The organism is Vibrio sp. Isolate32 (assembly GCF_022397955.1).
Lineage (GTDB): Bacteria > Pseudomonadota > Gammaproteobacteria > Enterobacterales > Vibrionaceae > Vibrio.
In genome coordinates this window covers 16698-38263 of the sequence record NZ_JAKEUQ010000028.1, presented here as the reverse complement: position 1 = coordinate 38263, position 21566 = coordinate 16698, and the positions used below count along the sequence as shown (strand labels likewise).

The window sequence follows — 21566 nt, the reverse complement described above, 5'->3', positions numbered from 1 at the left end:
TTATAGCTTAACTCCGCTTTGTACTGGTGAGATGTTGTTAGCAAACAAAACCACATCGCTGATATCAGCATCATCGGCTACCGGTGCAACACTTGGGTTGAGTGGATAGCTGACACCCGTATATGAGAGTGCGTGTTTGGCTGCTATTGCGCCACCGCCGCTGACATTGAAGATCAGATCGTGCCACCCGTGACTTTGAGACTTACCCACGCGTATGTCGCCTTTTACCAGTGTTACTCGGCTATTGAAGCGCCACTTGTCCTGATGGTTCTCGAAAATCAGCAGTGTACAGCCACCTGAACCACACCAATCGAGTTGAGCGAACAACTCTTCTTTACCGTCACCGTTGATATCGTAGGTCAGCCAGCGATATTTAGTATCATCAGGCGAGCTATTGTTGATCTTAAAATACTCGCGGATCGCTTGGTCTACTTTTGGATTAAATTGATCACTGGAGTGCACTTGCTTTGCCGTTAGATCAACCATGTTGGTTTGTGCTTGTACAAGCTTTGCTTCGAATAGTACTAGACCGCCGTTGGCAATCGGGTAGACGATATTGCCGACCTTTTCTTTCTCTGCGATCAGCTTACCGCTATCGAGTGTGAAGATACGCTCGGATATCAGGTATTGTTGTTGGTGGCGAGTCATCACAACCTGAATCTGGTTTTGGTTGAGTTGCTGCCAGAAGCCTTGCTCAACAATAGAAGGATCCCCGTTGCTGTATGAGTAGGTTGTCACTGCGCTGTGATCATCATTGAGCTCAAGGTTAATAGAGAACCCTGAGTTCTGAGTTGAGCTAGCGAAGTAGGTACCGATCCAGCTCAACGTAGGATCTTGATTTGAAACCGTAGCACAGCCTGTGTAGTTGCTGTCATTGAGGTTGAGTTTCGCTTCCCAGCCGTAGATAGAGTCACTCATGCCGTCACTGCAGTTCTCTTTTTTCAGATTGAGCTCGCCTTGCGTTGCTTTACCTTCTAGTTGGTAATCACGACTGCTTGGCGTGGTGCGGCTTGATTCGATGTTGAGAACCTGAGGTGCTTCGCCCATCTTGGTATAAGTCAGCAGATCTTTATCAAAGGTGGCTGACCAGAATGGCTCATTACCAAAGACTCGTGTGGAGCGTAGCGGTTGGTCGCAGCGTTCAGGATTTTCTGCCGTTAAGATATTGACTTGATCAACCACGAAACGTGCTGTGAAATCAGCGTTGTAGCCGGTTTGGCTCGGTACAGTAAGGTGACCAATCAGTTCGCCATATAGAGCTTGATAAGGTCTGGCTGCTAGCCCTTGTGCCTCTAGTGCTAGCTCCGGAGACATATCTAGCCAGTATTGTTGTTGGCTACCACAAGGGGTGAACGTACGGCTTTCATGGCCTACGACAACTTGACCACGCATTATGAAGCTTTGTGGCTGAACGCTCAGAGGTTCATCTAAGGTTGCTGGTGGAACTTCAGGTTGTTGTGGTGTTTCTGGTGCGGTTACACAGCCTTGTAGTGCGAATGCAGCTAGCCATGTCACTGGGTTTTTCATTACCTTCATGTTATATCTTCCTCGGAGCAACCGTTAATTGGATTTATTATGGCATATTGGTTATTTAAAACAGAACCCGACACTTTTTCTATTCAGACGCTGAGAGTACAAAAAACCTCTTGTTGGGAGGGAGTTCGTAACTATCAAGCTCGAAACATGATGCGTGATGAGGTCAAGCTTGACGACCTGGTGATGATATACCACTCATCATGTAAAAAAGTGGGCGTAGCGGGGATCGCAAAAGTAACCAGAGAAGCCTACCCAGACTATTTTCAATTCGATCCCGAGAGTGATTACTACGACCCTAAATCTTCACCCGATAACCCGCGCTGGATAATGATTGATGTCGAGTTTGTTCGAGTGACTGAACGCTTGATCCCATTAGCGACTCTTAAAGCCATGCCTGAACTATCTGAAATGCCTTTGGTGAAGCGCGGCAATCGTTTATCGATCATGCCTGTAACGGAACAAGAGTGGCAGGCGATCTTAAGCAAAGAAGTGCTCGGTTCTCGTTAGCGTAAGATTCAAAAAAGGCATCCATTGGCTGCCTTTTTGTATGATGGGGTTGTTTAGAGTAGGTGTTTCTCTAAGTAGTGCGCAACGGCATCATCAGCGTTGCTGCCAATCACTTCATTGTCTGGCAGTGCTTGCATCACTTTCTCGTGTGATGTGCCCATGATTATGCCTTTACCTGCCATTGCCAGCATCTCAGCATCATTCATACCATCACCAAAGGCAACACAGTTATCTAGCGTTAGGTTCAGAGATTTCGCGACAGCGTCTAAAGCATGACCCTTAGATACTTCAGCGGCCATCACTTCCAGACACCAAGGTGTTGAGAAGGCAACGTTTAACTTGTCTCCAAATGCTTCTTTTAGCTTTTGCTCAAACGTAACTAGGTGTTCGTGGTCTTGTTCTGGGTGAGTGAAAAAAACCTTAGCAATGCCGTCGCTCGGCGCACTGTCTGCTTCAAAGCGCTTGTAGCTGAAGCCAGACTCACTGTGGAACTTGGCTAGCATTTCATCTTCACGATCGAGCAGCCAATCTTCATTTTGGTACATGTGAATGAAGATGTTTGGATCTTGGCGAACAATATCAATAACCGGTTGAACGAGCTCTTGAGGCACGTTTTGGCTATACATTAGCTGATCATTCTGGTCGTGCACGCGAGCACCGTTTGACGTGATCATGTACGCCGGAATCCCTGCGATTTGACGAATCCCAGCTACATCGACGTGATGGCGACCCGTTGCGAAGATAAAGGTATAACCTTGCTCGTGTAACTTCTTAAGCGTTAGCTTGGTAAAATCGCTCAACTGATGGTTGGGAGCCAGAAGCGTACCATCTAAATCAGAGGCAACGATTTTCACGGAATCTTTAAGTGCAGGAATAGTCATTTAACCCTCATTGCAAAGTGCTTAACCAATATCAACACTAGCCAACGCTAGCATTGTTTTTACTACAATATCTCGACCCAGAAATTGTATGCCAAAATCATGCAAGAAAAGAGGGCAAAGCTCACTTACTTCTCTTCCTCTTTAATCGCTATCTTATGGCTCGCTTCTTCTTGTGCTGTTGATGTGAGTGCTAAGCAAAGAACTGATTAATGGCATCCAGTGTTTGATTGCGGTATTTGTCTTGCTCAAACAACACTTCATGCCTTGAGCCTTCGATGACCTTAAATTGGCAAGCTGGGTTGGTTCTCTTCAGCTTATTGATGAACTTCACCTGAGCATCGTTACTCACAATCTTCTCTTCACCAGCTTGAATCAGCAATAGAGGGATCTTGATTTGACGAGTCTGTTGGATTGACTGCTTGGCTGCCATTAACCCTTTCCATACCCAGCGAGTGCTAGCACCACCGACTTGCAGTGACGGGTTCTCTTCGTAAAGCCGGCGGAACCACTGATAACGAACCTTGCTGTGGCTCAGTAAATTGTTTTCAAAAGGCTTCGAGTAATACGCTTGTTGCCCCGGCGCGTAAGTAGGCTTGGCATGCAAAGCGGTGAGCATTTGGCCAACGATCATCGCGATGGGTTTCAGGTACCATTCGGTATTAATACCAAACATCGGAGCGCACAGAGTCACCTTATCAAACGGGTGCTCTGGATGAGTTTGTAGGTAGCGAATGGCTATAGTGCTACCCATAGAATGCGCAAGCAGATAGCGATTGGCATACTTACTGAGATCAAAACTTGCAATGACGTCAGACACGTCAGATACATAATCATCAAACTCATGAATGTGACCAATGTCAGAGTCTGTTACCATACGTTCAGACTGGCCTTGACCTTGATGGTCAAATGAATAAACGTCATAGCCTTGTTGATAGAAATCATAAAAGAGTTCTTGGTATTTTTGGCAGCATTCGATGCGGCCATTTGAAATAACAATAGCCTTGCTGTGCTTTTCTGAGGTGAGGCTACACCAGTACAGTTTCTTTTTACCGGATGATCTTATATACCCATCTTTTCGTTGTTGCCAAAGAGCGTTGATCGGGTGTTTAATCGCATGATCGAACTGAGGTTCTTGAGTGTAAGGGAAGGCGGCTTCGCTGTGGTTTTCCATGGGAAATTACCTGAACTGATGCGTGTGAGAGCTTTATTGCTATTAATGTTGTTAGATTAAAGAACTAGTAAGGAAATGCAAATGGATACTCATGTTTGGCTTGCTTATGTTGTCACAGCGATTTTGTTTAGCTTGGCTCCGGGCTCGGGTACCGTAAATTCAATCAGTAATGGGTTAAGCTATGGCACTCGAAAGTCATTGGCATCAATCGTCGGTTTACAGCTTGGTCTTGCGTTCCACATTATGCTGGTGGGCGCGGGTATCGGTGCGCTCGTTGCTAAGTCTGCGTTGGCGTTCACCATCATTAAATGGGTTGGTGTGGTTTACTTAGTTTGGTTAGGTATTCAAAAGTGGCGTGATAGCTCGAGCCTAGTGGCATCTGAAGAGATCTCTACTCTGTCGAGTGGCAAACTGCTGAAAGACGCTGTGCTTATCAACCTAACTAACCCGAAATCAATCGTGTTTTTGGTGGCTCTGTTTCCTCAGTTCATTGACCCTACACAACCTCAATCACCACAGTTATTAGTGCTAGGTGTGACGACAGTATTCATTGATAGCGTTGTTATGTTGGGTTACACCTCATTAGCGTCACAAATGGGACGTTTTATTCGCTCTGATCGCATAATGGGTAAGATAAATAAAATATTTGGTGGTATGTTCATGGGCTGTGGTGCTTTGCTAGCTGCCGCGAAAGCTTAGATTAAGTGACTGAGTTATATTTAAACCAATCAGAGTTATCAAGAAATGACCGCTACATACGTTGCTCGACAACCTATCTTAAATCGCAAGAGGAATACACTCGGCTATGAGTTGTTATTTCGCGATGGAGAAAAGAATGCGTACCCAGCGCATATTGAGTCTAATCGAGCAACGTATCGTCTGATTGTGGAGAACTTCTTGTCGGTTGGTCTCAACCCTTCGATTTCATCGTCACGCTGCTTTATCAATTTCCCTTATCAAAGTTTGATTCGTCGCCTGCCTTTAAGTTTGCCAAAGAATAAAGTGGTGGTAGAGATCCTTGAAACATGTAAGCCGACAGATGAACTGTTGGAAGCAGTTAAGGACCTTTACCAAGCAGGCTATATGATCGCCTTAGATGATTTTACTTCGATCCCTGAATGGGAACGTTTCCTCAAATACACGCATATTGTTAAGCTCGATATTATGCAGATGGGCTTGGATGAGGCATGTGATTTGGTTAAGGCGCATCAAGGGAAGAAATTTAGCTTTCTTGCTGAACGTGTTGAGACCGAGCAGGAGTTCCAGCAAGCCAAAGAGGCGGGCTTTAAGTTTTTCCAAGGCTACTTCTTCAGTAAACCGGAAGTCATTAAGAGTAAGTACATTAGCCCTGAGCAAGTCATTGCCATGGAGCTGTTTCAAGAAGTGTGCAAGCCGGATGTTGACTTTCAGCGTGTCGAGAGCATCGTCGCGAAAGATGTCGCCTTGTCATATAAGCTACTGCGTTTTGTGAATACAATGTCACCTCGCCTTGAGGTCACTATCTCTTCGTTTCGTCAGGCTTTGGTTTATCTGGGGCAAGAGAAGTTGAAAATGTTTGTCTCGTTGGCGGTGGCGTCTTATGTTTCTGACAAGAAGCCAAAAGAGCTTTATGGCTTATCGCTTCAGCGAGCTCAGTTCTGCCAACGTATGTCTCGTTATCAGGCATTTGAAGGGCATGCCGATCAAGCCTTTATGATTGGCTTATTCTCGTTGCTTGATGCACTGCTTGATTTGTCGTTAGAGAACTTAGTCGAGCAACTGCCTTTGTGTAAAAGTATCAAGGTGGCTCTGCTCCGTAGAGAAGGGCCATATGGAATCTTGCTTGCCCTTGAAGAAAGCTTTGAACATGCCGATTGGCAGCAGATGGATGAGCACTGTGCTCATTTAGGATTGAGTGTGGATCAGGTTAAAACGGAGCTCACCGAAGCTCGACGCTGGAGTCATAACGTAACCAACCAGCTCTGATTTATCTGCGTTAAACTTTTATTACAATTAAAACGCACGTCTTGACGTGCTTTTTTTTACGACTAATATATGTGTACATCCACATATGAGTATATCTCTATGCTTCCTCACCAATTTTTTAAATTACTGTCTGATGAAACGCGAGTGCGTTGCTTAATGATGATTGTACGCCAAGAGTGCCTCTCTGTAGGTGAGTTGACTCAGGCATTACAAGAAAGTCAGCCAAAGGTTTCACGCCACCTTGCGCAGTTGCGTTCAAACCGCATTTTGACTGATGTTCGTCAAGGGCAATGGGTGTTCTACCGCTTGTCCAAAGATTTACCGGGTTGGATGCTAAAGTTAATTGATGACCTTATCGCATCGAACTGTTTGAAAACTGAATACCAGCAAGACATTGAGCGCCTAGAAGCGATGACTTCACGCCCTCAATGTTGCGTTTAATCGAATATTTTTTAGATTCACCACTAACTGAGAGACATTAAAATGACAGTTAAAGTAGGTATTAATGGTTTTGGCCGTATCGGCCGTCTAGCACTTCGCGCAGCTTTCGATTGGGAAGAGCTAGAGTTTGTACAGATTAACGATGTAGCTGGTGATACAGCAACGCTGGCACACCTTCTAGAGTTCGATTCAGTGCAAGGTCGTTGGGACCACGAAGTTGCTGTTGAAGGTGATGAGATGATCATCAACGGTCAACGCATCAAAACCACCAAAGAGCGCGACATCGACGCGATCGATTGGTCTGGTTGTGATGTTGTGATTGAAGCGACAGGTGTTCACCGTAAGACTTCTTTCCTAAACAAGTACCTAGAGCAAGGCGCGAAGCGCGTTGTGGTTTCTGCACCTGTTAAAGAAGAAGGCATCGCGAACATCGTTGTTGGTGTGAACGACAATATCTTCGACCCTGCTGTACACAAAGTCGTAACCGCAGCGTCTTGTACTACTAACTGTCTCGCGCCAGTGGTTAAAGTGATTAACGAGAAGCTTGGTATCGAGAATGCAGCTTTTACCACTATTCATGATCTAACCAACACGCAAACGATTCTTGATGCACCCCATAAAGACTTACGCCGTGCGCGTGCATGTGGCATGAGCCTTATCCCGACAACAACGGGCAGTGCTAAGGCGATTGTTGAGATCTTCCCTGAGCTGGAAAACCGTATTAACGGCCACGCGGTTCGTGTTCCACTAGCGAACGCTTCTCTTACAGACATCATCCTCGAAGTGAAGCAAGACACCACAGCAGAAGAAGTTAACGCAATGCTCAAAGAAGCGTCTGAGAATGAATTAAAAGGCATTCTTGGCTTTGAAGAGCGTCCATTGGTTTCTATTGATTACAAAGGAGACCAACGTTCAACAATCGTAGATGCACTATCAACTATGCTGGTAGGTAAGCGTATGGTTAAGATCTACGCTTGGTACGATAACGAAATGGGTTACGCGACACGTACGGCTGAGTTAGTGCGTACCGTTGGTTTAGCATAAGCCTGCGTATTTAAGAAATAGTAGAATCTGGAGATTACACTATGACACATCCAACGTGGCAACTAGACCTTGAGCAAGGCGCGCTGATTTTGACTCCATGCCCAGGTACTAAAGACGCTGATCTTGATGCATCTCTGGCGCAACTGAAAGAGCAAGGCGTTGAAGCTATTGTGACTGCACTTGATGATGCTGAGCTTGCAAGCAAAGACGTGGCAGCACTTGGCGAGAAAACCCGTGCATTAGGTATGCAGTGGTTCCAAATTGAAATCGAAGACGATTGCGCACCGGGTGCTGACTTTGCGCAGAAGTGGCAAGCAGCAAGCTCTGAGCTACATAAGATTGTGGACAGTGGCGCTAAGGTGGCAATGCACTGCATGGGCGGCTCGGGTCGTACCGGTTTATTCGCGGCTCACCTGCTGTTAGAAAAAGGCTGGAATCTCGATAAGATTGTTCAAGAAGTTCAAGCACTGCGTCCAGGTGCTTTTACTAAACCGATCCAAGTTGAATACATTCATGGTGTAGCGAATAGCTAACAGCCATCGTTGTTAGACAAGGAGCTTTTGGTATCTGGAGTGTTAAGCTTATCGTGATCCAAAAGCTCTTTTTGTTTTGATTGCAGAGATAGCATTATGTTTTCAAATCTAAGTAAGAGCGTTCGCCAATACATGTTGGTGACGTTCAACTACTGGAACTTCACCATTACCGATGGTGCACTTCGTATGCTGGTGGTTCTGTATTTTTACGACCTCGGCTACAGCTCGTTAGAGATCGCTTCACTGTTCCTTTTCTATGAATTTTTTGGTGTGGTGACGAACCTAATCGGTGGTTGGTTGGGTGCGCGCCTTGGCCTTAATAAGACCATGAACATTGGTTTGGGGATGCAAGTCTTCGCCTTGGGTATGCTGGCACTGCCATCGGCCATGTTGACTATTCCTTGGGTAATGGCGGCGCAGGCGCTGTCAGGTATTGCTAAAGATCTTAATAAGATGAGTGCCAAGAGCTCAATCAAGACCTTAGTACAAGATGAGCAGCAAGGTGCCTTGTATAAGTGGATTGCGATTCTGACTGGGTCTAAGAATGCGCTTAAAGGAGCAGGTTTCTTTATTGGTGGTTTATTACTCTCAACCATTGGTTTCCAATACGCCGTGCTCTCGATGGCAGCAGTGCTGGCATTGGTCTTCGTTGGCAGTGTGTTGAGCTTAGAAGCGGACATGGGTAAAGCGAAAACCAAGCCTAAGTTCAAACAGATCTTCTCTAAGTCTGAATCTATCAACATCCTATCTGCAGCTCGCATGTTCTTGTTTGGTGCTCGTGATGTGTGGTTTGTGATTGCTCTGCCAATTTATCTTGGCAGTGTATTTGGTTGGGATCACTCTTGGGTTGGTGGCTTTTTAGCAGCTTGGACCATCGCTTACGGCTTTGTACAAGGCATAGCGCCTAAGATTACCGGTAAAGCGCAAGGTAAGGTACCAGATGGACATGCCGCACTATTATGGGCGGGCGCATTGGCTGTGGTAACGGCGGGTATCGCTTATGCGGTGCAGATAGCTTGGCAACCAGAACTTGTGATCATTGGTGGCTTGATGGTGTTTGGTGCCATCTTCGCGGTCAACTCATCGCTTCACTCATACCTGATTGTCAGTTACGCAAAAGGCGATGGTGTATCGCTTGATGTTGGTTTCTACTACATGGCCAATGCAATGGGCCGCTTGATTGGCACAATCCTATCTGGCTTGGTGTTCCAAATGGGTGGCTTATCCGCCTGTTTGTGGGTCTCGTTCGCGTTCCTAGCGATAACAACGGTGATTTCGTTGCGCTTGCCTAAGGTGCCACAAACCTCAGCGGCATAAGCTTCCGGCGGATTCGATAAATCGCGATATGCTTTTCCTTTAACAATAAGCTGACTTGGTATTTATTCCGGTCAGTTTTTTTATTGCTATAGTAGAATGATTGAATATTAATCAGGCATTTACATGAAGCAGCGAATTCTCTTCTTTGATTTAGCACGATGTGTCGCGGCCGTAGCGGTTATCGCGATTCATGTTTTGGCACCTTATCGCAACGAGCTAGGAAATATTCCTTTTGGTGAGTGGCTAACGGCGATTACAGTCAATGGTTTCAGCCGTTGGGCGGTGCCTGTCTTTATATTGATAACTGGCGCCCTGATGCTCAGTGATCAGCGTCCATTTGATGCCAAGTATTATCTAAAGCGCCGTTTGGGTAAGGTGTTGATTCCTTTTATTGTCTGGTCGCTTTTCTATACCTACCTGTCTGGTTGGTCGGCAATGGGCTTTGATGCCGATGTCAGCTGGGATTTACTGCTCAATAGCTATCACCACTACACCTACTATCACTTAGGTTTCTTCTACTACTTCATTCCACTCTATTTTGTGATTCCGTTCTTACAGATCATGGTGAGAAAGTATGGTGATAAGGCGGTTTATAGCTTCACTGCGGTGTGGTTGTTTACGTCGTTACTGTTCTTACTCAGAATCGATGGTCCTTGGAGCCATGAGCTGTGGCTTTACACTGGCTACTTGCCACTGGGTTATCTTCTGTATAAGAAGGTCCCACTCAACAAGTTTACCGTTAGCGTGAGTACAGGACTTGGCGTGTTGGCACTGTTGACCACCGTTTATACGGTGGTTGATGCGAGCTTAGCTGCGGAAGAGTACACGGTTGGTCGTTGGTTGTCTTACAAAACGTTGAATACTGTATTAGCTGCGAGCATGGTGTTTATGCTGTGTCGCTACTTTGGAGAAGGGTTGTCAGATAGAGGCAATCAAGTGGTTGGCTTCATCAGTAAACACAGTTTGGGTATCTACCTATTGCACCCAATCTTCTTATGGCCAATGAAAGAGTTTGGTTGGTACCAAGGTCACCCTGCTTGGGTTATTCCATTATGGATAGTGATCAGCGGAGCGGGTGCACTGTGGATGAGCTGGATAGTTTCTAAGTCAGAGAAAACGCGTTGGCTATTGCCTTAGCGATACGCCAAGGCATTTCGATATTGGTTTATTGTTGAATGTCGATGAGGAAGGGTTGAAGCGCTAGGGTTAGCGCTTCAACGCAAAGTGTAAGAACTTATCACCTTGGTACATTAAGGTTCCTTTGTCACCCGGGTTAAGAGCGTGGAAGTAGTGAATGCCGATTTGGAATTCACGTTTTGGACCAACCACACCGCGCTGAACATAAATCCAATACTCTTGGTCTTCTTGACCTGGCTCTGCATCAGGAAGGTCGATGGATTGTTTATCTAATACCGTGACGTTCACTTTCTTTTCTGGTGCGTTCTCGCCTTGCATGTGCTTTCGATAAAAAACAAGAAATACCCAGGCCGCAAGGCCTGCGAGTGCAAAGATGGCAAAAAAGAGTGAATTAGGCATATAACCTCCATGTAGTCGTGATGGTTATTCTAGTCTTTCAAGCAATAGGGATATGTGTTTAAAGCCGTTATTCGTGAACTGTTGTAAGCCAAGCTGATTATTTTTCGGCAGATATCACATTTAATGGCCAGTTTGGGATAACGCATTGTTATTTATTGTCTCTTTCTCTCGTAAATAACAGTGATTTTGTACAAGAATAAGGAAATGCTCGACTAGAATTATAGTGTGGAGTGGGAGGGCCAAGATGACCGATATTGAAAAAGTGGTGACAAGAACTCGCAATATAGAGAAATTATTGAGGCTTCAATATCATGCCGAAGGCGAAGGATTGCATGAGCTTGTAACAAGCTGTGAAGAAAGGCTACCGCACGATATGGTGAGCAAGCTGCGTTATATCGCAACGTGTCGTAACAAGGTAGTCAATGAACATGAGGCTAAGTTGGAAGACCAACATAAGTTCATCATGATGTGTAACGACTGTGAGAAGGAGCTGACTCCACGTAGTGGTCGTTTTATCTGGCGAGTTGCGATCTTACTGATGATAGCAATGACTTTAGCTGCCGCAGGTTTCTATTATGCGAACTGGGATGTGCTAACACTGCATCTGTTTTCGAAGTGAAAAAATTGAACAAAAAAAGGGACGCTCATGGCGTCCCTTTTTTTATCTGTAACTTGCTTAGTACATCATCGGTAGTGTCATTAGACCTACAACTACCGCGATCATTACAAGTCCTTGTCTTTGCGAAGATGAAATCATAACACTACTCCTAAATTTGGTTGTCTCTCGCTATATTTTAAAGAATAGCCCACTTATAGGTTTAGATCAAGAATTACTTTCGAAAGCTCCAAAAGTAGTGGAAAACTATTAGTTTTTGGCTTGTTTGGCTCTGTTTAACTGTGTGTTTTGGTGTGTTCTTATTTTGTTCGTTGTGATTTATGTTTGTTCTTATTTGTTTTAAGTTGCTGTTTTATAATGGTTGTTATGTGTGATTTATATTGTTAAAGGTTGTTAAACTGTATTAATGGGGGTTGGTGGTGGTGAGGTTTGTTTTGGTTGGTTTTTTAAATTTTCGGCTTGGCTTTTGTGGCGGTTTTTACCGGGGGCTTGAAATAACCTGACAAAACTGGGCTTTAAAAAAGAAAACTGGCTACTTTACAAGTCTAGGGTTGGTTGGTGTTTTTATTTTCCTATTAAACTTGAGTTTATCTCTTTAAGTTATTGTTATTGTTTGCTTTAAATGTTCTTATTTTAATTTTTCAAGTGTGGTTTTTGGCGGAATATGGTCGGTTTTGGTGGGTTTGATAGGTTAGAATTGACCAAAATTCAAGTATGGTGACTCTAATGCCAGTTTGAATGGGTTTTATGATGATTCGCGTTAGTTTTAAACGAATGGCCATTGTCACGGTAGTAATTGTTACGACTTCAATCTAAAGAGACTCTTTTTAGTGGAAGCGTAATCAAGATCCAACTTTGAGGCGCTGAGGCTTTACATCAACACTCGTGTGCCTAGACTGGCGACGATTTAAAGCAATAGGGCAAATGGTATGTGGAGTTGGTTGGCGGTTTCCTTGTCTGGTATCGGAGCAATAGCAGGAACGAAACATGGACATATCGGTCAGGCCTTATCGTATAAGGTTTTTACCTTTGTATTATTAGCGACCATTGCTTTAACTCAATCTGTCGTTGCTGATTTTACCTATTGGGTCGTTGCTGGGTTGGCGGTTTCTGCGATCGCAGATGTCTTGCATACTGTTACTCAAAAACGTTCTCTGCATTTTGTTTGCTTCTTGTTGGCTCAGCTCTGTTACAGCAAAGCATTTTGGTTACAGCTATCAGGAGAAATGGTCTGGTGGTTGTTCGCGCTGCTGTTGGCGGCTTGTGTCGTTGCTTTCTTCTTATTACTGCCTCGCTTAGACAAACTCGTCTTTCCTGTGGTTATCATGGGTATTGTGCTTATTCAGCTTGCATGGGCTTCTGGTGAACTCTGGTTGCTTGATCCTCAACTGTCGCATGCGGTGGGCTTTGCTGGTTGTGCCGTGTTGCTGCTTTCGGCATTAGCATACGCGCTAAATTTCTATCGTAGCCCAATTAAGGGTGCCTACTTTTGGGTGACGGGCAGTTACTTTCTGGCTCACGCTCTCATTGTTGCTTCCCTTACCATTTAGGGTAGAGCTAGCTTAACTCTGAGCTACATCAAGGCAGCTCAGATGAAAGTAGGTACTCTACATCTACTTCATTAAACATGAGATAGAGTTATGACTACCGAAATTCATGCACACAACGTTTTAAACCTACTGAGTGAAAAGCCACTGACTCGCGAAGAGTTGACGCAGGAGCTTGCTCAAACTTATGGCGCAGAAGCGCGCTTTCATACCTGTAAGCTGAACGGCCTGGATTTAGATGGATTGCTGAAGTTTTTCTTGAAGATGGAAAAGGTCGTAGTTATTGATGACAAGCTTTGCACTAATCGTGAGCGTGTGTGTAATCACTAATCTTGAGTGATTTGAGAGTGGATGTATTTGTGGTATTCGCTCTTTCTATTCTTTCCTGTTTGTTCTCGTTTACGTGCTGCAATGACATAAGTTAGTCTGCTGATGACTGCGTTCGAAAATCAATGTTGAGGCTGCTATACTCCGCGCACCTTCGCTTTTCGAGACAAACTTATGGAAATCTTATCTGCAGCTACCATGCTGTTTCTTATCATGGACCCGCTTGGCAATCTGCCAATCGTGCTCTCTATCCTTAAGCATATTGATCCGAAGCGCCGCCGTATTGTTCTGATTCGTGAGCTGATGTTTGCACTGGTTATCTTGCTGTTGTTCTTGTTTGCTGGTCAAAGCATCATGAACTTCCTGCACGTGCAGCCTGAAACCTTGAGTATCTCTGGCGGTATTATTCTGTTCATCATTGCGATTAAGATGATCTTCCCAAGTGCGGGCAGTATTACCGGCCTTGCGGCGGGTGAAGAACCGTTTATTGTGCCGATGGCGATCCCAATGATTGCTGGCCCTTCAGTTATTGCGGCATTGATTCTGTTGTCGACTCAGCACCCTGACAATATGTTAGAGCTTTCAGGCGCGGTGATGCTGGCTTGGGGGGCTACTTTCTTTATTCTGATGTTTAATGGTTTCTTCCTGCGAGTGCTGGGTGAGAGGGGCCTTAAAGCCATCGAACGCTTGATGGGCTTGTTGCTGGTTATGCTGTCGACGCAAATGTTCTTAGATGGTGTGAAAGGCTACATGGCTTAATGTCGTTACCACAGTAAATAAAAAAACGCCGCTCAAATAAGCGGCGTTTTTGTTTCTACTGTTTCTGTCATGATGTTTTCTGTAGCTAAGCGTTTTATATCTGAGCTTAAGCTTGATTACATCATGTGTTTGCGTCGGATATCGAGTAAGGCGAAGACACCGAAAATCAATATTGACCACTTCTCCCAACGTGACATCTCGATCTTATCACCGAATGCACCGATGAAAATCAGCATCTGCAGGCCGTGCATGAAGAACAAGAATGCTGTCATGATATAAAGCGCAATCGCAGCATTACCCGGGAACGGGTAGAAAATATTTACGATTAAGATAAACCAAACAAAGGCGATGGCTGCTTTTGCTAGTGGAAGCAAGAACTTCATTCAATAACTCCTATTCTTCAGTGATTCGATTGAACAGCCGGTAGCTTGACTGTCCGGTGGTCTTGTCGCGATGCAATTCCCAGTTCTCTGGCATAGCTTCGAGTTTCAGTTCTTTCTCTGTCTCGACGTAAATGATGGCATTGTCTGCAAGCCAACCGTTACTCTCAAGCAGTTGTACTGTTTCTGCCAGTAAGCCTTTACGAAATGGTGGATCAAGGAAAACCATATCGTAAGGAGTGCCCGGTTTCTTAAGGAAAGAGATAGCGTCAGTATTTACCACATTAATGTTGTCTGCTTTGAGCTCTTTCGCGTTATCAGAAAGCTGTTTAGCCGCCTTTTGATTCATTTCGAGCAGTGTCACCATTTTGGCTTGGCGAGAAGCTGCTTCAAAACCTAGACCGCCAGAACCGGCAAATACATCCAAGCAAGTTGAATGTGGGATATCTTGAGCCACCCAGTTAAAGAGTGTCTCTTTTACTCGGTCAATGGTTGGGCGTAATCCTTCTAAATCATGAACGGGCAGTTTTCTACCTCTCCATGAGCCACTAATAATTCGAACAAAGCCTCCGGATGGCTTTTTTTGTGATGTGTTTTGCTGGCGACGTCTTACCATAGATTTTTTGACCGCTAATAAAGTGATACTATACCGAGCCCAATTTAAGTGGGTTCGTGTATTAAATAAATTTGCAATGACAAAGTGTATCAAGCTAAAAGCAAACTTATCACTGCTTTGTCATTTTTCTTTACTATTCGTTTGTACAAGCTTGTATTGTATAACAATAGCAAAGAGTCGACGTGTATTAAGTCAATACAGCTAATTAGTAGATCTAGGAAACTCCTCTGATGACGGAAAAAAAGAAGCGCGGATTATTATCGTGGCTTGGTTTTGGTGAAGAAGAACAAAGCCCAAAAACTCAGAATGAAGCGAACGTAGAAAACGTTGAAGATCAAACTGAAGTTGAATCACAAGTTGAGGCTGAACAGGTCGCGCCTGAAACTGAAGAAGCAAAGCCAACTGAACCCAAGTCAGTTGAACCTGAGCAAGTGCTTGAAGAGACTCAACAAGAACAGCAACCTGTCGCAGCAGAAGCAGAGCAGGAAGAAGTGGCAGCTCCGCAAGCTAAGGTTGAAGAAGTACAAGAAAAGCCAACAGAAAGCTTCTTTGCTCGCCTTAAGCGCAGCCTAAGCCGCACTAAATCAAACATCGGTGCGGGTTTCTTTGGTTTGTTCAAAGGCAAGCAAATCGATGAAGATCTGTTTGAAGAGCTAGAAGAGCAACTTCTGATTGCTGACGTGGGTATGAATACCACCGTTAAGATCATTGAAAACCTGACAGAAAAAGCATCTCGCAATGACCTAAAAGACGGCGAAGCACTTTATGGTCTGCTCAAAGAAGAGATGGCGGATATCCTAAGCCAAGTGGAACAGCCATTAGTGGTTGATACCACCAAAACGCCTTACGTTATCTTAATGGTTGGTGTGAACGGTGTGGGTAAGACGACTACTATCGGTAAACTGGCGAAACAATTCCAAAATGAAGGCAAGAAAGTGATGCTAGCGGCGGGTGATACCTTCCGTGCTGCTGCCGTTGAACAGCTTCAGGTTTGGGGGCAGCGTAATGATGTGCCTGTTATCGCTCAGCACACAGGAGCGGACAGTGCGTCTGTTATCTACGATGCGATTGAAGCAGCGAAAGCACGTGGTGTTGATGTGGTGATTGCCGATACAGCGGGTCGTTTGCAGAACAAGAGCAACTTGATGGAAGAGCTGCGTAAGATTGTTCGTGTAATGAAGAAGATTGATGACTCTGCACCACACGAAATCATGCTAACGCTCGATGCAGGTACGGGGCAGAATGCTATCAGCCAAGCGAAACTATTCAGCGAAGTTGCACCGGTAACGGGTATTACACTAACTAAACTTGATGGTACGGCGAAAGGTGGCGTAATTTTCTCAATTGCTGACCAGTTCCAGATTCCAATCCGTTACATTGGTGTGGGTGAAGGTATTGATGACCTGCGTCCATTTGAGTCTAAAGACTTCATTGAAGCTCTATTTAGCCGCGAAGAGTAACGCGAGTAGCAAAGTGGTTTATCCTTAATCTGCTACCGTTTTTAAATTTGATATTAGTGATCGTAAGAGGAATTTTCGGTGATCAAATTTCAGCAAGTGAGTAAAGCCTACCGAGGTGGAAGACAAGCGCTCCAAAAAGTGGACTTTCACCTGAAACGTGGAGAGATGGCTTTTTTGGGTGGGCACTCTGGAGCTGGTAAAAGTACCTTGCTGAAGTTGATCTGTGCGATAGAGCGTCCAACTGATGGACGTGTCTGGTTCAACGATCACGACATCACACGTATCCCAGCAAAGGACATCCCGTTTTTACGTCGTAATATTGGGATTGTCTTTCAAGACCATCGCTTGCTGATGGATCGCTCTATCTTCGATAACGTTGCTCTGCCTATGCGTATTGAATCTATTTCTGAAAACGAAATAAAACGCCGAGTCAGTGCTGCGTTGGACAAAACCGGTTTACTAGACAAGGCCCGTTGTTTGCCAAGCCAACTTTCAGGTGGTGAACAACAACGTGTAGGTATTGCTCGCGCCGTAGTTAACCGTCCAACTCTGCTTTTAGCAGATGAGCCCACCGGTAACCTAGACCCTGAATTATCTAACCGTGTGTTGCGATTGTTTGAAGAGTTCAACCGCGCAGGTGTGACGATCATCCTAGCGACACACGATATCGGATTAGTGAACACTCGCCCTCAGTACCGCCATCTTGAATTAAACCAAGGATTTTTGAGTGAGGTTGAAGACTATGGCCGCGAATAAGCGCATCAAGAAACCTCAATCTAATCGAGTAGCAAACCGCGTTTCAAGCGACGGCTTCTTTGTTGTTCACTGGAAACAAGCCAAGTCATCGTTCTCGCAAATGTGGCAGCGCCCGTTAGGTAACTTACTGACCCTTGCAGTGATCTCTATGGCGTTGGCGATGCCAGCTTGTTTGTACCTATTGGGTAAAAATGTGGGTGAAGTGGCGCAAGATGTCACTAGCCCGTCACAAATAAGTGCTTATGTAGAGGATGGTATTCCTGAGCCACGAGTAATGGTGCTTAAGGATGAAATCGAAAGTTGGGATCAAGTCGACCTGGTGGAGTACATCTCTCCGCAGCAAGGGCTTGCCGACCTCAGCCAGTATTCTGGTTTTGATGATGCCCTAACGATTCTCGACGACTATTCACTGCCAGGTGTGTTGGTGATAACACCAAGCGTACAAAGTGATGCTCAAATCAAAGAGCTGGCAGGCCAAGTTAAAAAACAAGAATTAGTGACTGATGTTCGTTTGGACGAAGATTGGTTAGCAAGATTAGACGCGATTAAAGCGCTAGCCGCCGTCATCGTGATTACCTTAACGGTATTGATGCTAGGCGCTGTGTTTTTGATTATCGGCAACACGTTACGATTTAATGTGTTGGCGCATAAAGAAGAGATTCAAACCATGAAGCTGATTGGTGCTACCGATAGCTACATTCTTCGACCATATCTATATTCTGGTATGTGGTTCGGTGTATTAGGTTCGGTTAGCGCGTGGGTAATGACGGCATTAATTACCGTATTACTGAACAGTGCGGTGGATGACTTGGCTCAGCTTTACGACAGCCACTTCCGTTTAATTGGCCTAAGCTGGGATGAATCTTTACTGCTTTTGATCGTTGGAACCCTGCTGGGTAGTGTGGCTGCGAAGCTTTCTGCACAGCGTCACCTAAAAGAAATTGAACCAGTTTAGGTGAATAGAGTCATATTTAGACGAAAAATAGGCACTTCTTAACCAGTTTTTGCCTTGTATAGACGAATTGATTATGCATAATTACTCCCCCCTTCTTGAAACCTGTTCATTTTAGGTTCAAGATTGTCGGGTTTTAATAGATGTACTACTCCAGATCAGAGATTGATGAGGAACCGAATGGCAAACCAAGCGTATCAAATGGCTTTAGTCACACAAGATAGTTTAGACAGCTATATCCGCTCAGCGAACAGCTACCCAATGCTGACGCCTGAAGAGGAACGTCGACTTGCAGATCGATTACATTACAAAGGTGAGATCGACGCTGCGAAAGGCTTGATCCTTTCACACCTACGATTCGTGGTGCACGTTGCAAGAGGTTACTCTGGCTATGGGCTGCCTATGGCTGATCTCGTTCAAGAAGGTAACATCGGTCTAATGAAAGCCGTTAAGCGCTTCAACCCAGAGGTTGGCGTTCGATTGGTTTCTTTCGCGGTTCACTGGATCAAAGCTGAGATTCATGAGTACGTTCTGCGTAACTGGCGTATCGTTAAGATTGCGACCACTAAGGCACAGCGCAAACTGTTCTTTAACCTTCGTAAATCTAAAAAGCGTTTAGGTTGGTTTAACAACGGTGAAGTTGAGACAGTCGCTCGAGAACTGGGCGTTGAGCCTTCTGAAGTTCGTGAGATGGAATCTCGCTTGGCAGCGCAAGACGCAACGTTTGAAGCACCAATGGATGACGATGACGGCGGCTCTGCTTACACAGCTCCGGTTTACTACCTAGAAGATAAAGCGTCAGACGTTGCTGAAACGGTTGAAGCATCTAACTGGGAGTCTCACACCAATAATCGTTTAGGCCTAGCACTAGCAAGCCTAGATGAGCGTAGTCAACACATTGTTCGCTCACGTTGGTTAGATGACAATAAAGCGACACTGCAAGACTTAGCGGATACTTACAGTATCTCTGCAGAACGTGTTCGCCAGTTAGAAAAGAATGCGATGAAGAAATTGAAACAAGCCGTTGGCGATTTCTAACAGTATCTAAATAAAAGCTGAATTTTGAAAAGGCCGAGATCGAGAGATCTCGGCCTTTTGTTTTGGATCGAATTCTCAACTTTTGCGATCGTAATTTGCAAAATGATTTTGTGGATAACTCTGTGACAAGTTTATTCGTCAGCTGTCTAAAAGCAGGGTGTAGTAAGGCTTTGAGCGTGTTTTTTTAGTGGGGATATGTTTTAGTTAACCCACAGTTAGATCAGGATCATCACTACATGTTGTGGATCTATTTTCCCAAAGGCACTTTATTCACGTAATTCACAGATTTATCCACAAATGGTGTAAAAGTGATCGCTGGTGGATAACCTTATTAAGTGGATGTGATTGTTAGCCTTGGGATAGGTTACAATGGCAGCAAAGTAAATCAGTATAAAAAGAGAAAGTCATGGACCAGTTTAAACATATCGACGTGCAAGGTGCTCAGGCCCTTATTGAACAAGGCCAAGCTCGACTTGTTGATATCCGCGACCCGCAATCTTTCGCGGTTGCTCACTCAAAAACCGCTTATCACCTAACAAACGACACTATGGTCTCGTTTATGGATGAGGTGGAGTTTGAACAACCTATCTTGGTAATGTGTTACCACGGCATTAGTAGCCAAGGTGCGGCACAATATTTAGTGAACCAAGGCTTTGAAGAGGTATATAGTGTTGAAGGTGGCTTCGAAGCATGGCATCGTGCTGAACTTCCTGTGATTGCTGGCTAATGACCTTTATCGCTTAAACATCTCTCATAGCATGAATAGGAAATAACAATGATTAGACTGATGGTGTTAGACAATCCACGTCTTGCTCAAGCATTTATTGATTACATGGCCTCTCGCCAGATCCCTATTCAGATGTCACCTGAGGGAGAAGGGCGCTTTGCTCTTTGGCTGCTTGATGGCCAGTTTCAAGTTGAAACTGAAGCGGAGCTCAATCGCTTCTTGTCGGAACCCAATCATAAGCGCTACCAAGCGGCCTCTTGGGATATGGCTGAGACAAGAAAGAGTCACTTCCATTATCACACGCCGAGCTTCATGGGGATGATAAAAGCCAAGGCTGGCCCTGTGACACTCAGCATCATGTTGGTGTGTGTGGTGATTTTTGCACTACAGCAGATAGGTTTCGGGCAGGCGATTTTTAACGCCTTACATTTCCCAGCGGTTGATGGGCAGCAATGGCAATTGTGGCGCTGGCTCAGTCATGCTGTTTTACATTTCTCAGTTATGCACATCGCATTCAACATATTATGGTGGTGGCAACTAGGCGGAGATATTGAGAAAAAGTTAGGTGGTCTTAAGTTACTGCAGATCTTTGCTGTCTCTTCTGCGCTTTCTGGCGCGGGTCAGTATTGGGTTGAAGGTGCGAACTTCGGTGGACTGTCTGGAGTTGTGTATGCCTTGGTCGGTTACCTATGGGTGGTTGGCGCAAAAGCACCGCAACTTGGTTTGGGTATTCCAAGACAGATCGTAGGCTTTATGTTGGTGTGGTTGGTACTTGGATATATGCAGCCGTTTATGGCTATCGCTAATACCGCTCACTTAGCAGGTTTGGTTACAGGTGTGATTATCGGCTTTGTAGATTCAATGAAAGCGCCGAAATCGGCAACAAGCTAGCGCGTTAGTCACTGAGAATCGATAGATACAAAAAAGCGGCCAGATGAGCCGCTTTTTTATTGGGATTCGTTTTTACATCATTACTGATAAAGATATTTGGTAAACAGTAAGTCAGCGATTAGGGTTTTGCCCGTCTCAGGCAGCAGAATCTTGTTGAGGTGTTCAACCAAAGTCTTTCTCAAATCTTCACGGCCAGACAGAGATTTAATCGTTTCTTCGTTTTGTTTACCAAGCAATTCAATCACTGCATCACGAATCAGTGGTTGGTGATGCTCGATGGTTGCTAAATCTTTGCTATTCGCCACCATGATATCGAGACGAACTTGAATGTAGCCCAGTTTTTTACCTTTAGTGTAAAAATTGGTGGTCAGGTCTGGTTCTAGCGTGAAGTAGGCTAGTTTGGATTCCGATTCCTCTTCTGCGAAACTTGATGCTGAAAAGAGTAGAGTAATCGCAAGAAATATTTGGGCTACATAGCGTTTGTGCATATTTGTGACTTTTCTTTAGTTTATTCGCGATATTCGAAACGCATTAGTCTTGTTACAATGAGCGGTCTAAATCTAAAT

Annotated in this window: 25 protein-coding genes; 18 read left to right on the top strand and 7 right to left on the bottom strand. The window is 44.8% G+C overall.

The window, feature by feature from the left end; all coding sequences use genetic code 11:
• Positions 1-1536 carry a hypothetical protein gene (locus tag L1D11_RS18475; RefSeq protein WP_239831904.1) on the bottom strand — a complete coding sequence of 512 codons (1536 nt, stop codon included), beginning with the start codon at positions 1534-1536 and terminating at the stop codon, positions 1-3.
• Positions 1537-1575: 39 nt separating this feature from the next.
• Here L1D11_RS18475 and L1D11_RS18470 point away from each other — a divergent pair, with 39 nt between their 5' ends.
• Entirely contained in the window at positions 1576-2043 is a 468-nt protein-coding gene (locus L1D11_RS18470) for an EVE domain-containing protein (RefSeq protein ID WP_239831903.1), read from the top strand.
• 53 nt (positions 2044-2096) lie between these two features.
• Here the strand turns inward: L1D11_RS18470 and L1D11_RS18465 are convergent, their stop codons facing one another.
• On the bottom strand, positions 2097-2924 hold the full coding sequence (locus L1D11_RS18465) for a Cof-type HAD-IIB family hydrolase (protein WP_239831902.1): 828 nt from the start codon (positions 2922-2924) through the stop codon (positions 2097-2099).
• Positions 2925-3114: 190 nt separating this feature from the next.
• Positions 3115-4095 carry an alpha/beta fold hydrolase gene (locus tag L1D11_RS18460; protein WP_239831901.1) on the bottom strand — a complete coding sequence of 327 codons (981 nt, stop codon included), beginning with the start codon at positions 4093-4095 and terminating at the stop codon, positions 3115-3117.
• An 81-nt stretch (positions 4096-4176) separates the two neighbouring features.
• On the opposite strand from L1D11_RS18460, the gene rhtB reads away from it, so the two are divergent.
• The 7 genes from rhtB (at position 4177) to L1D11_RS18425 (ending at position 10532) form a co-directional block, all read left to right on the top strand.
• Positions 4177-4794 carry a homoserine/homoserine lactone efflux protein gene (gene rhtB, locus L1D11_RS18455; protein ID WP_239831900.1) on the top strand — a complete coding sequence of 206 codons (618 nt, stop codon included), beginning with the start codon at positions 4177-4179 and terminating at the stop codon, positions 4792-4794.
• Positions 4795-4839: 45 nt separating this feature from the next.
• On the top strand, positions 4840-6060 hold the full coding sequence (locus tag L1D11_RS18450; RefSeq protein WP_239831899.1) for an EAL and HDOD domain-containing protein: 1221 nt from the start codon (positions 4840-4842) through the stop codon (positions 6058-6060).
• Between the two features lie 99 nt (positions 6061-6159).
• The gene (locus L1D11_RS18445; RefSeq protein ID WP_239831920.1) at positions 6160-6501 is read left to right on the top strand and encodes a metalloregulator ArsR/SmtB family transcription factor; all 342 of its coding nucleotides are present in this window, start codon (positions 6160-6162) and stop codon (positions 6499-6501) included.
• 42 nt (positions 6502-6543) lie between these two features.
• Positions 6544-7545, top strand: a complete 1002-nt coding sequence (locus L1D11_RS18440) for an ArsJ-associated glyceraldehyde-3-phosphate dehydrogenase (RefSeq protein WP_239831898.1) — start codon at positions 6544-6546, stop codon at positions 7543-7545.
• 41 nt (positions 7546-7586) lie between these two features.
• Positions 7587-8078 carry a cyclin-dependent kinase inhibitor 3 family protein gene (locus L1D11_RS18435; protein ID WP_239831897.1) on the top strand — a complete coding sequence of 164 codons (492 nt, stop codon included), beginning with the start codon at positions 7587-7589 and terminating at the stop codon, positions 8076-8078.
• Positions 8079-8174: 96 nt separating this feature from the next.
• Positions 8175-9395, top strand: a complete 1221-nt coding sequence (gene arsJ, locus L1D11_RS18430; protein WP_239831896.1) for an organoarsenical effux MFS transporter ArsJ — start codon at positions 8175-8177, stop codon at positions 9393-9395.
• 123 nt (positions 9396-9518) lie between these two features.
• Complete coding sequence (locus L1D11_RS18425) at positions 9519-10532, top strand: acyltransferase (RefSeq protein ID WP_239831895.1); 1014 nt, start codon at positions 9519-9521, stop codon at positions 10530-10532.
• Positions 10533-10601: 69 nt separating this feature from the next.
• On the opposite strand, the gene L1D11_RS18420 is transcribed toward L1D11_RS18425, so the two are convergent.
• Complete coding sequence (locus L1D11_RS18420) at positions 10602-10931, bottom strand: DUF2500 domain-containing protein (protein WP_239831894.1); 330 nt, start codon at positions 10929-10931, stop codon at positions 10602-10604.
• 244 nt (positions 10932-11175) lie between these two features.
• Between L1D11_RS18420 and L1D11_RS18415 the strand changes: the two genes are divergently transcribed.
• From L1D11_RS18415 to L1D11_RS18400, 4 genes are all read left to right on the top strand, one after another.
• Positions 11176-11550, top strand: coding sequence for a DUF4145 domain-containing protein (locus L1D11_RS18415; protein ID WP_239831893.1), 375 nt, complete (start codon positions 11176-11178; stop codon positions 11548-11550).
• A gap of 926 nt (positions 11551-12476) precedes the next feature.
• Complete coding sequence (locus L1D11_RS18410; protein ID WP_146489784.1) at positions 12477-13097, top strand: lysoplasmalogenase; 621 nt, start codon at positions 12477-12479, stop codon at positions 13095-13097.
• 90 nt (positions 13098-13187) lie between these two features.
• Positions 13188-13424 (top strand): YecH family metal-binding protein, encoded by a 237-nt coding sequence (locus L1D11_RS18405; RefSeq protein WP_017061034.1) that lies wholly within the window; start codon positions 13188-13190, stop codon positions 13422-13424.
• A gap of 171 nt (positions 13425-13595) precedes the next feature.
• Positions 13596-14180 carry a YhgN family NAAT transporter gene (locus L1D11_RS18400; protein ID WP_239831892.1) on the top strand — a complete coding sequence of 195 codons (585 nt, stop codon included), beginning with the start codon at positions 13596-13598 and terminating at the stop codon, positions 14178-14180.
• 116 nt (positions 14181-14296) lie between these two features.
• Here L1D11_RS18400 and L1D11_RS18395 read toward each other — a convergent pair whose 3' ends face one another.
• Both L1D11_RS18395 and rsmD read right to left on the bottom strand, forming a co-directional pair.
• Positions 14297-14563 (bottom strand): DUF1145 domain-containing protein, encoded by a 267-nt coding sequence (locus L1D11_RS18395; protein ID WP_016784000.1) that lies wholly within the window; start codon positions 14561-14563, stop codon positions 14297-14299.
• Positions 14564-14573: 10 nt separating this feature from the next.
• Positions 14574-15176 (bottom strand): 16S rRNA (guanine(966)-N(2))-methyltransferase RsmD, encoded by a 603-nt coding sequence (gene rsmD / locus L1D11_RS18390; RefSeq protein WP_017061036.1) that lies wholly within the window; start codon positions 15174-15176, stop codon positions 14574-14576.
• A gap of 230 nt (positions 15177-15406) precedes the next feature.
• Here rsmD and ftsY point away from each other — a divergent pair, with 230 nt between their 5' ends.
• From ftsY to glpG, 6 genes are all read left to right on the top strand, one after another.
• Positions 15407-16636, top strand: a complete 1230-nt coding sequence (ftsY, locus tag L1D11_RS18385) for a signal recognition particle-docking protein FtsY (RefSeq protein WP_239831891.1) — start codon at positions 15407-15409, stop codon at positions 16634-16636.
• A 78-nt stretch (positions 16637-16714) separates the two neighbouring features.
• Positions 16715-17392, top strand: a complete 678-nt coding sequence (gene ftsE, locus L1D11_RS18380) for a cell division ATP-binding protein FtsE (protein ID WP_004736585.1) — start codon at positions 16715-16717, stop codon at positions 17390-17392.
• A complete protein-coding gene (gene ftsX / locus L1D11_RS18375; protein ID WP_239831890.1) occupies positions 17379-18347 on the top strand; it encodes a permease-like cell division protein FtsX in 969 nt (322 codons plus the stop codon). The genes ftsE and ftsX overlap by 14 nt, the downstream gene beginning before the upstream one ends.
• Positions 18348-18524: 177 nt before the next feature.
• Entirely contained in the window at positions 18525-19382 is an 858-nt protein-coding gene (gene rpoH, locus L1D11_RS18370; protein ID WP_239831889.1) for an RNA polymerase sigma factor RpoH, read from the top strand.
• A gap of 406 nt (positions 19383-19788) precedes the next feature.
• Complete coding sequence (gene glpE, locus L1D11_RS18365; protein WP_239831888.1) at positions 19789-20109, top strand: thiosulfate sulfurtransferase GlpE; 321 nt, start codon at positions 19789-19791, stop codon at positions 20107-20109.
• 48 nt (positions 20110-20157) lie between these two features.
• Positions 20158-21000: a rhomboid family intramembrane serine protease GlpG gene (gene glpG, locus L1D11_RS18360; RefSeq protein ID WP_239831887.1), complete on the top strand. Its 843-nt coding sequence runs from the start codon at positions 20158-20160 to the stop codon at positions 20998-21000.
• Positions 21001-21080: 80 nt separating this feature from the next.
• Here the strand turns inward: glpG and L1D11_RS18355 are convergent, their stop codons facing one another.
• Positions 21081-21488 (bottom strand): flagellar basal body-associated protein FliL, encoded by a 408-nt coding sequence (locus L1D11_RS18355; RefSeq protein WP_239831886.1) that lies wholly within the window; start codon positions 21486-21488, stop codon positions 21081-21083.
• Between the last annotated feature and the right edge of the window lie 78 nt (positions 21489-21566).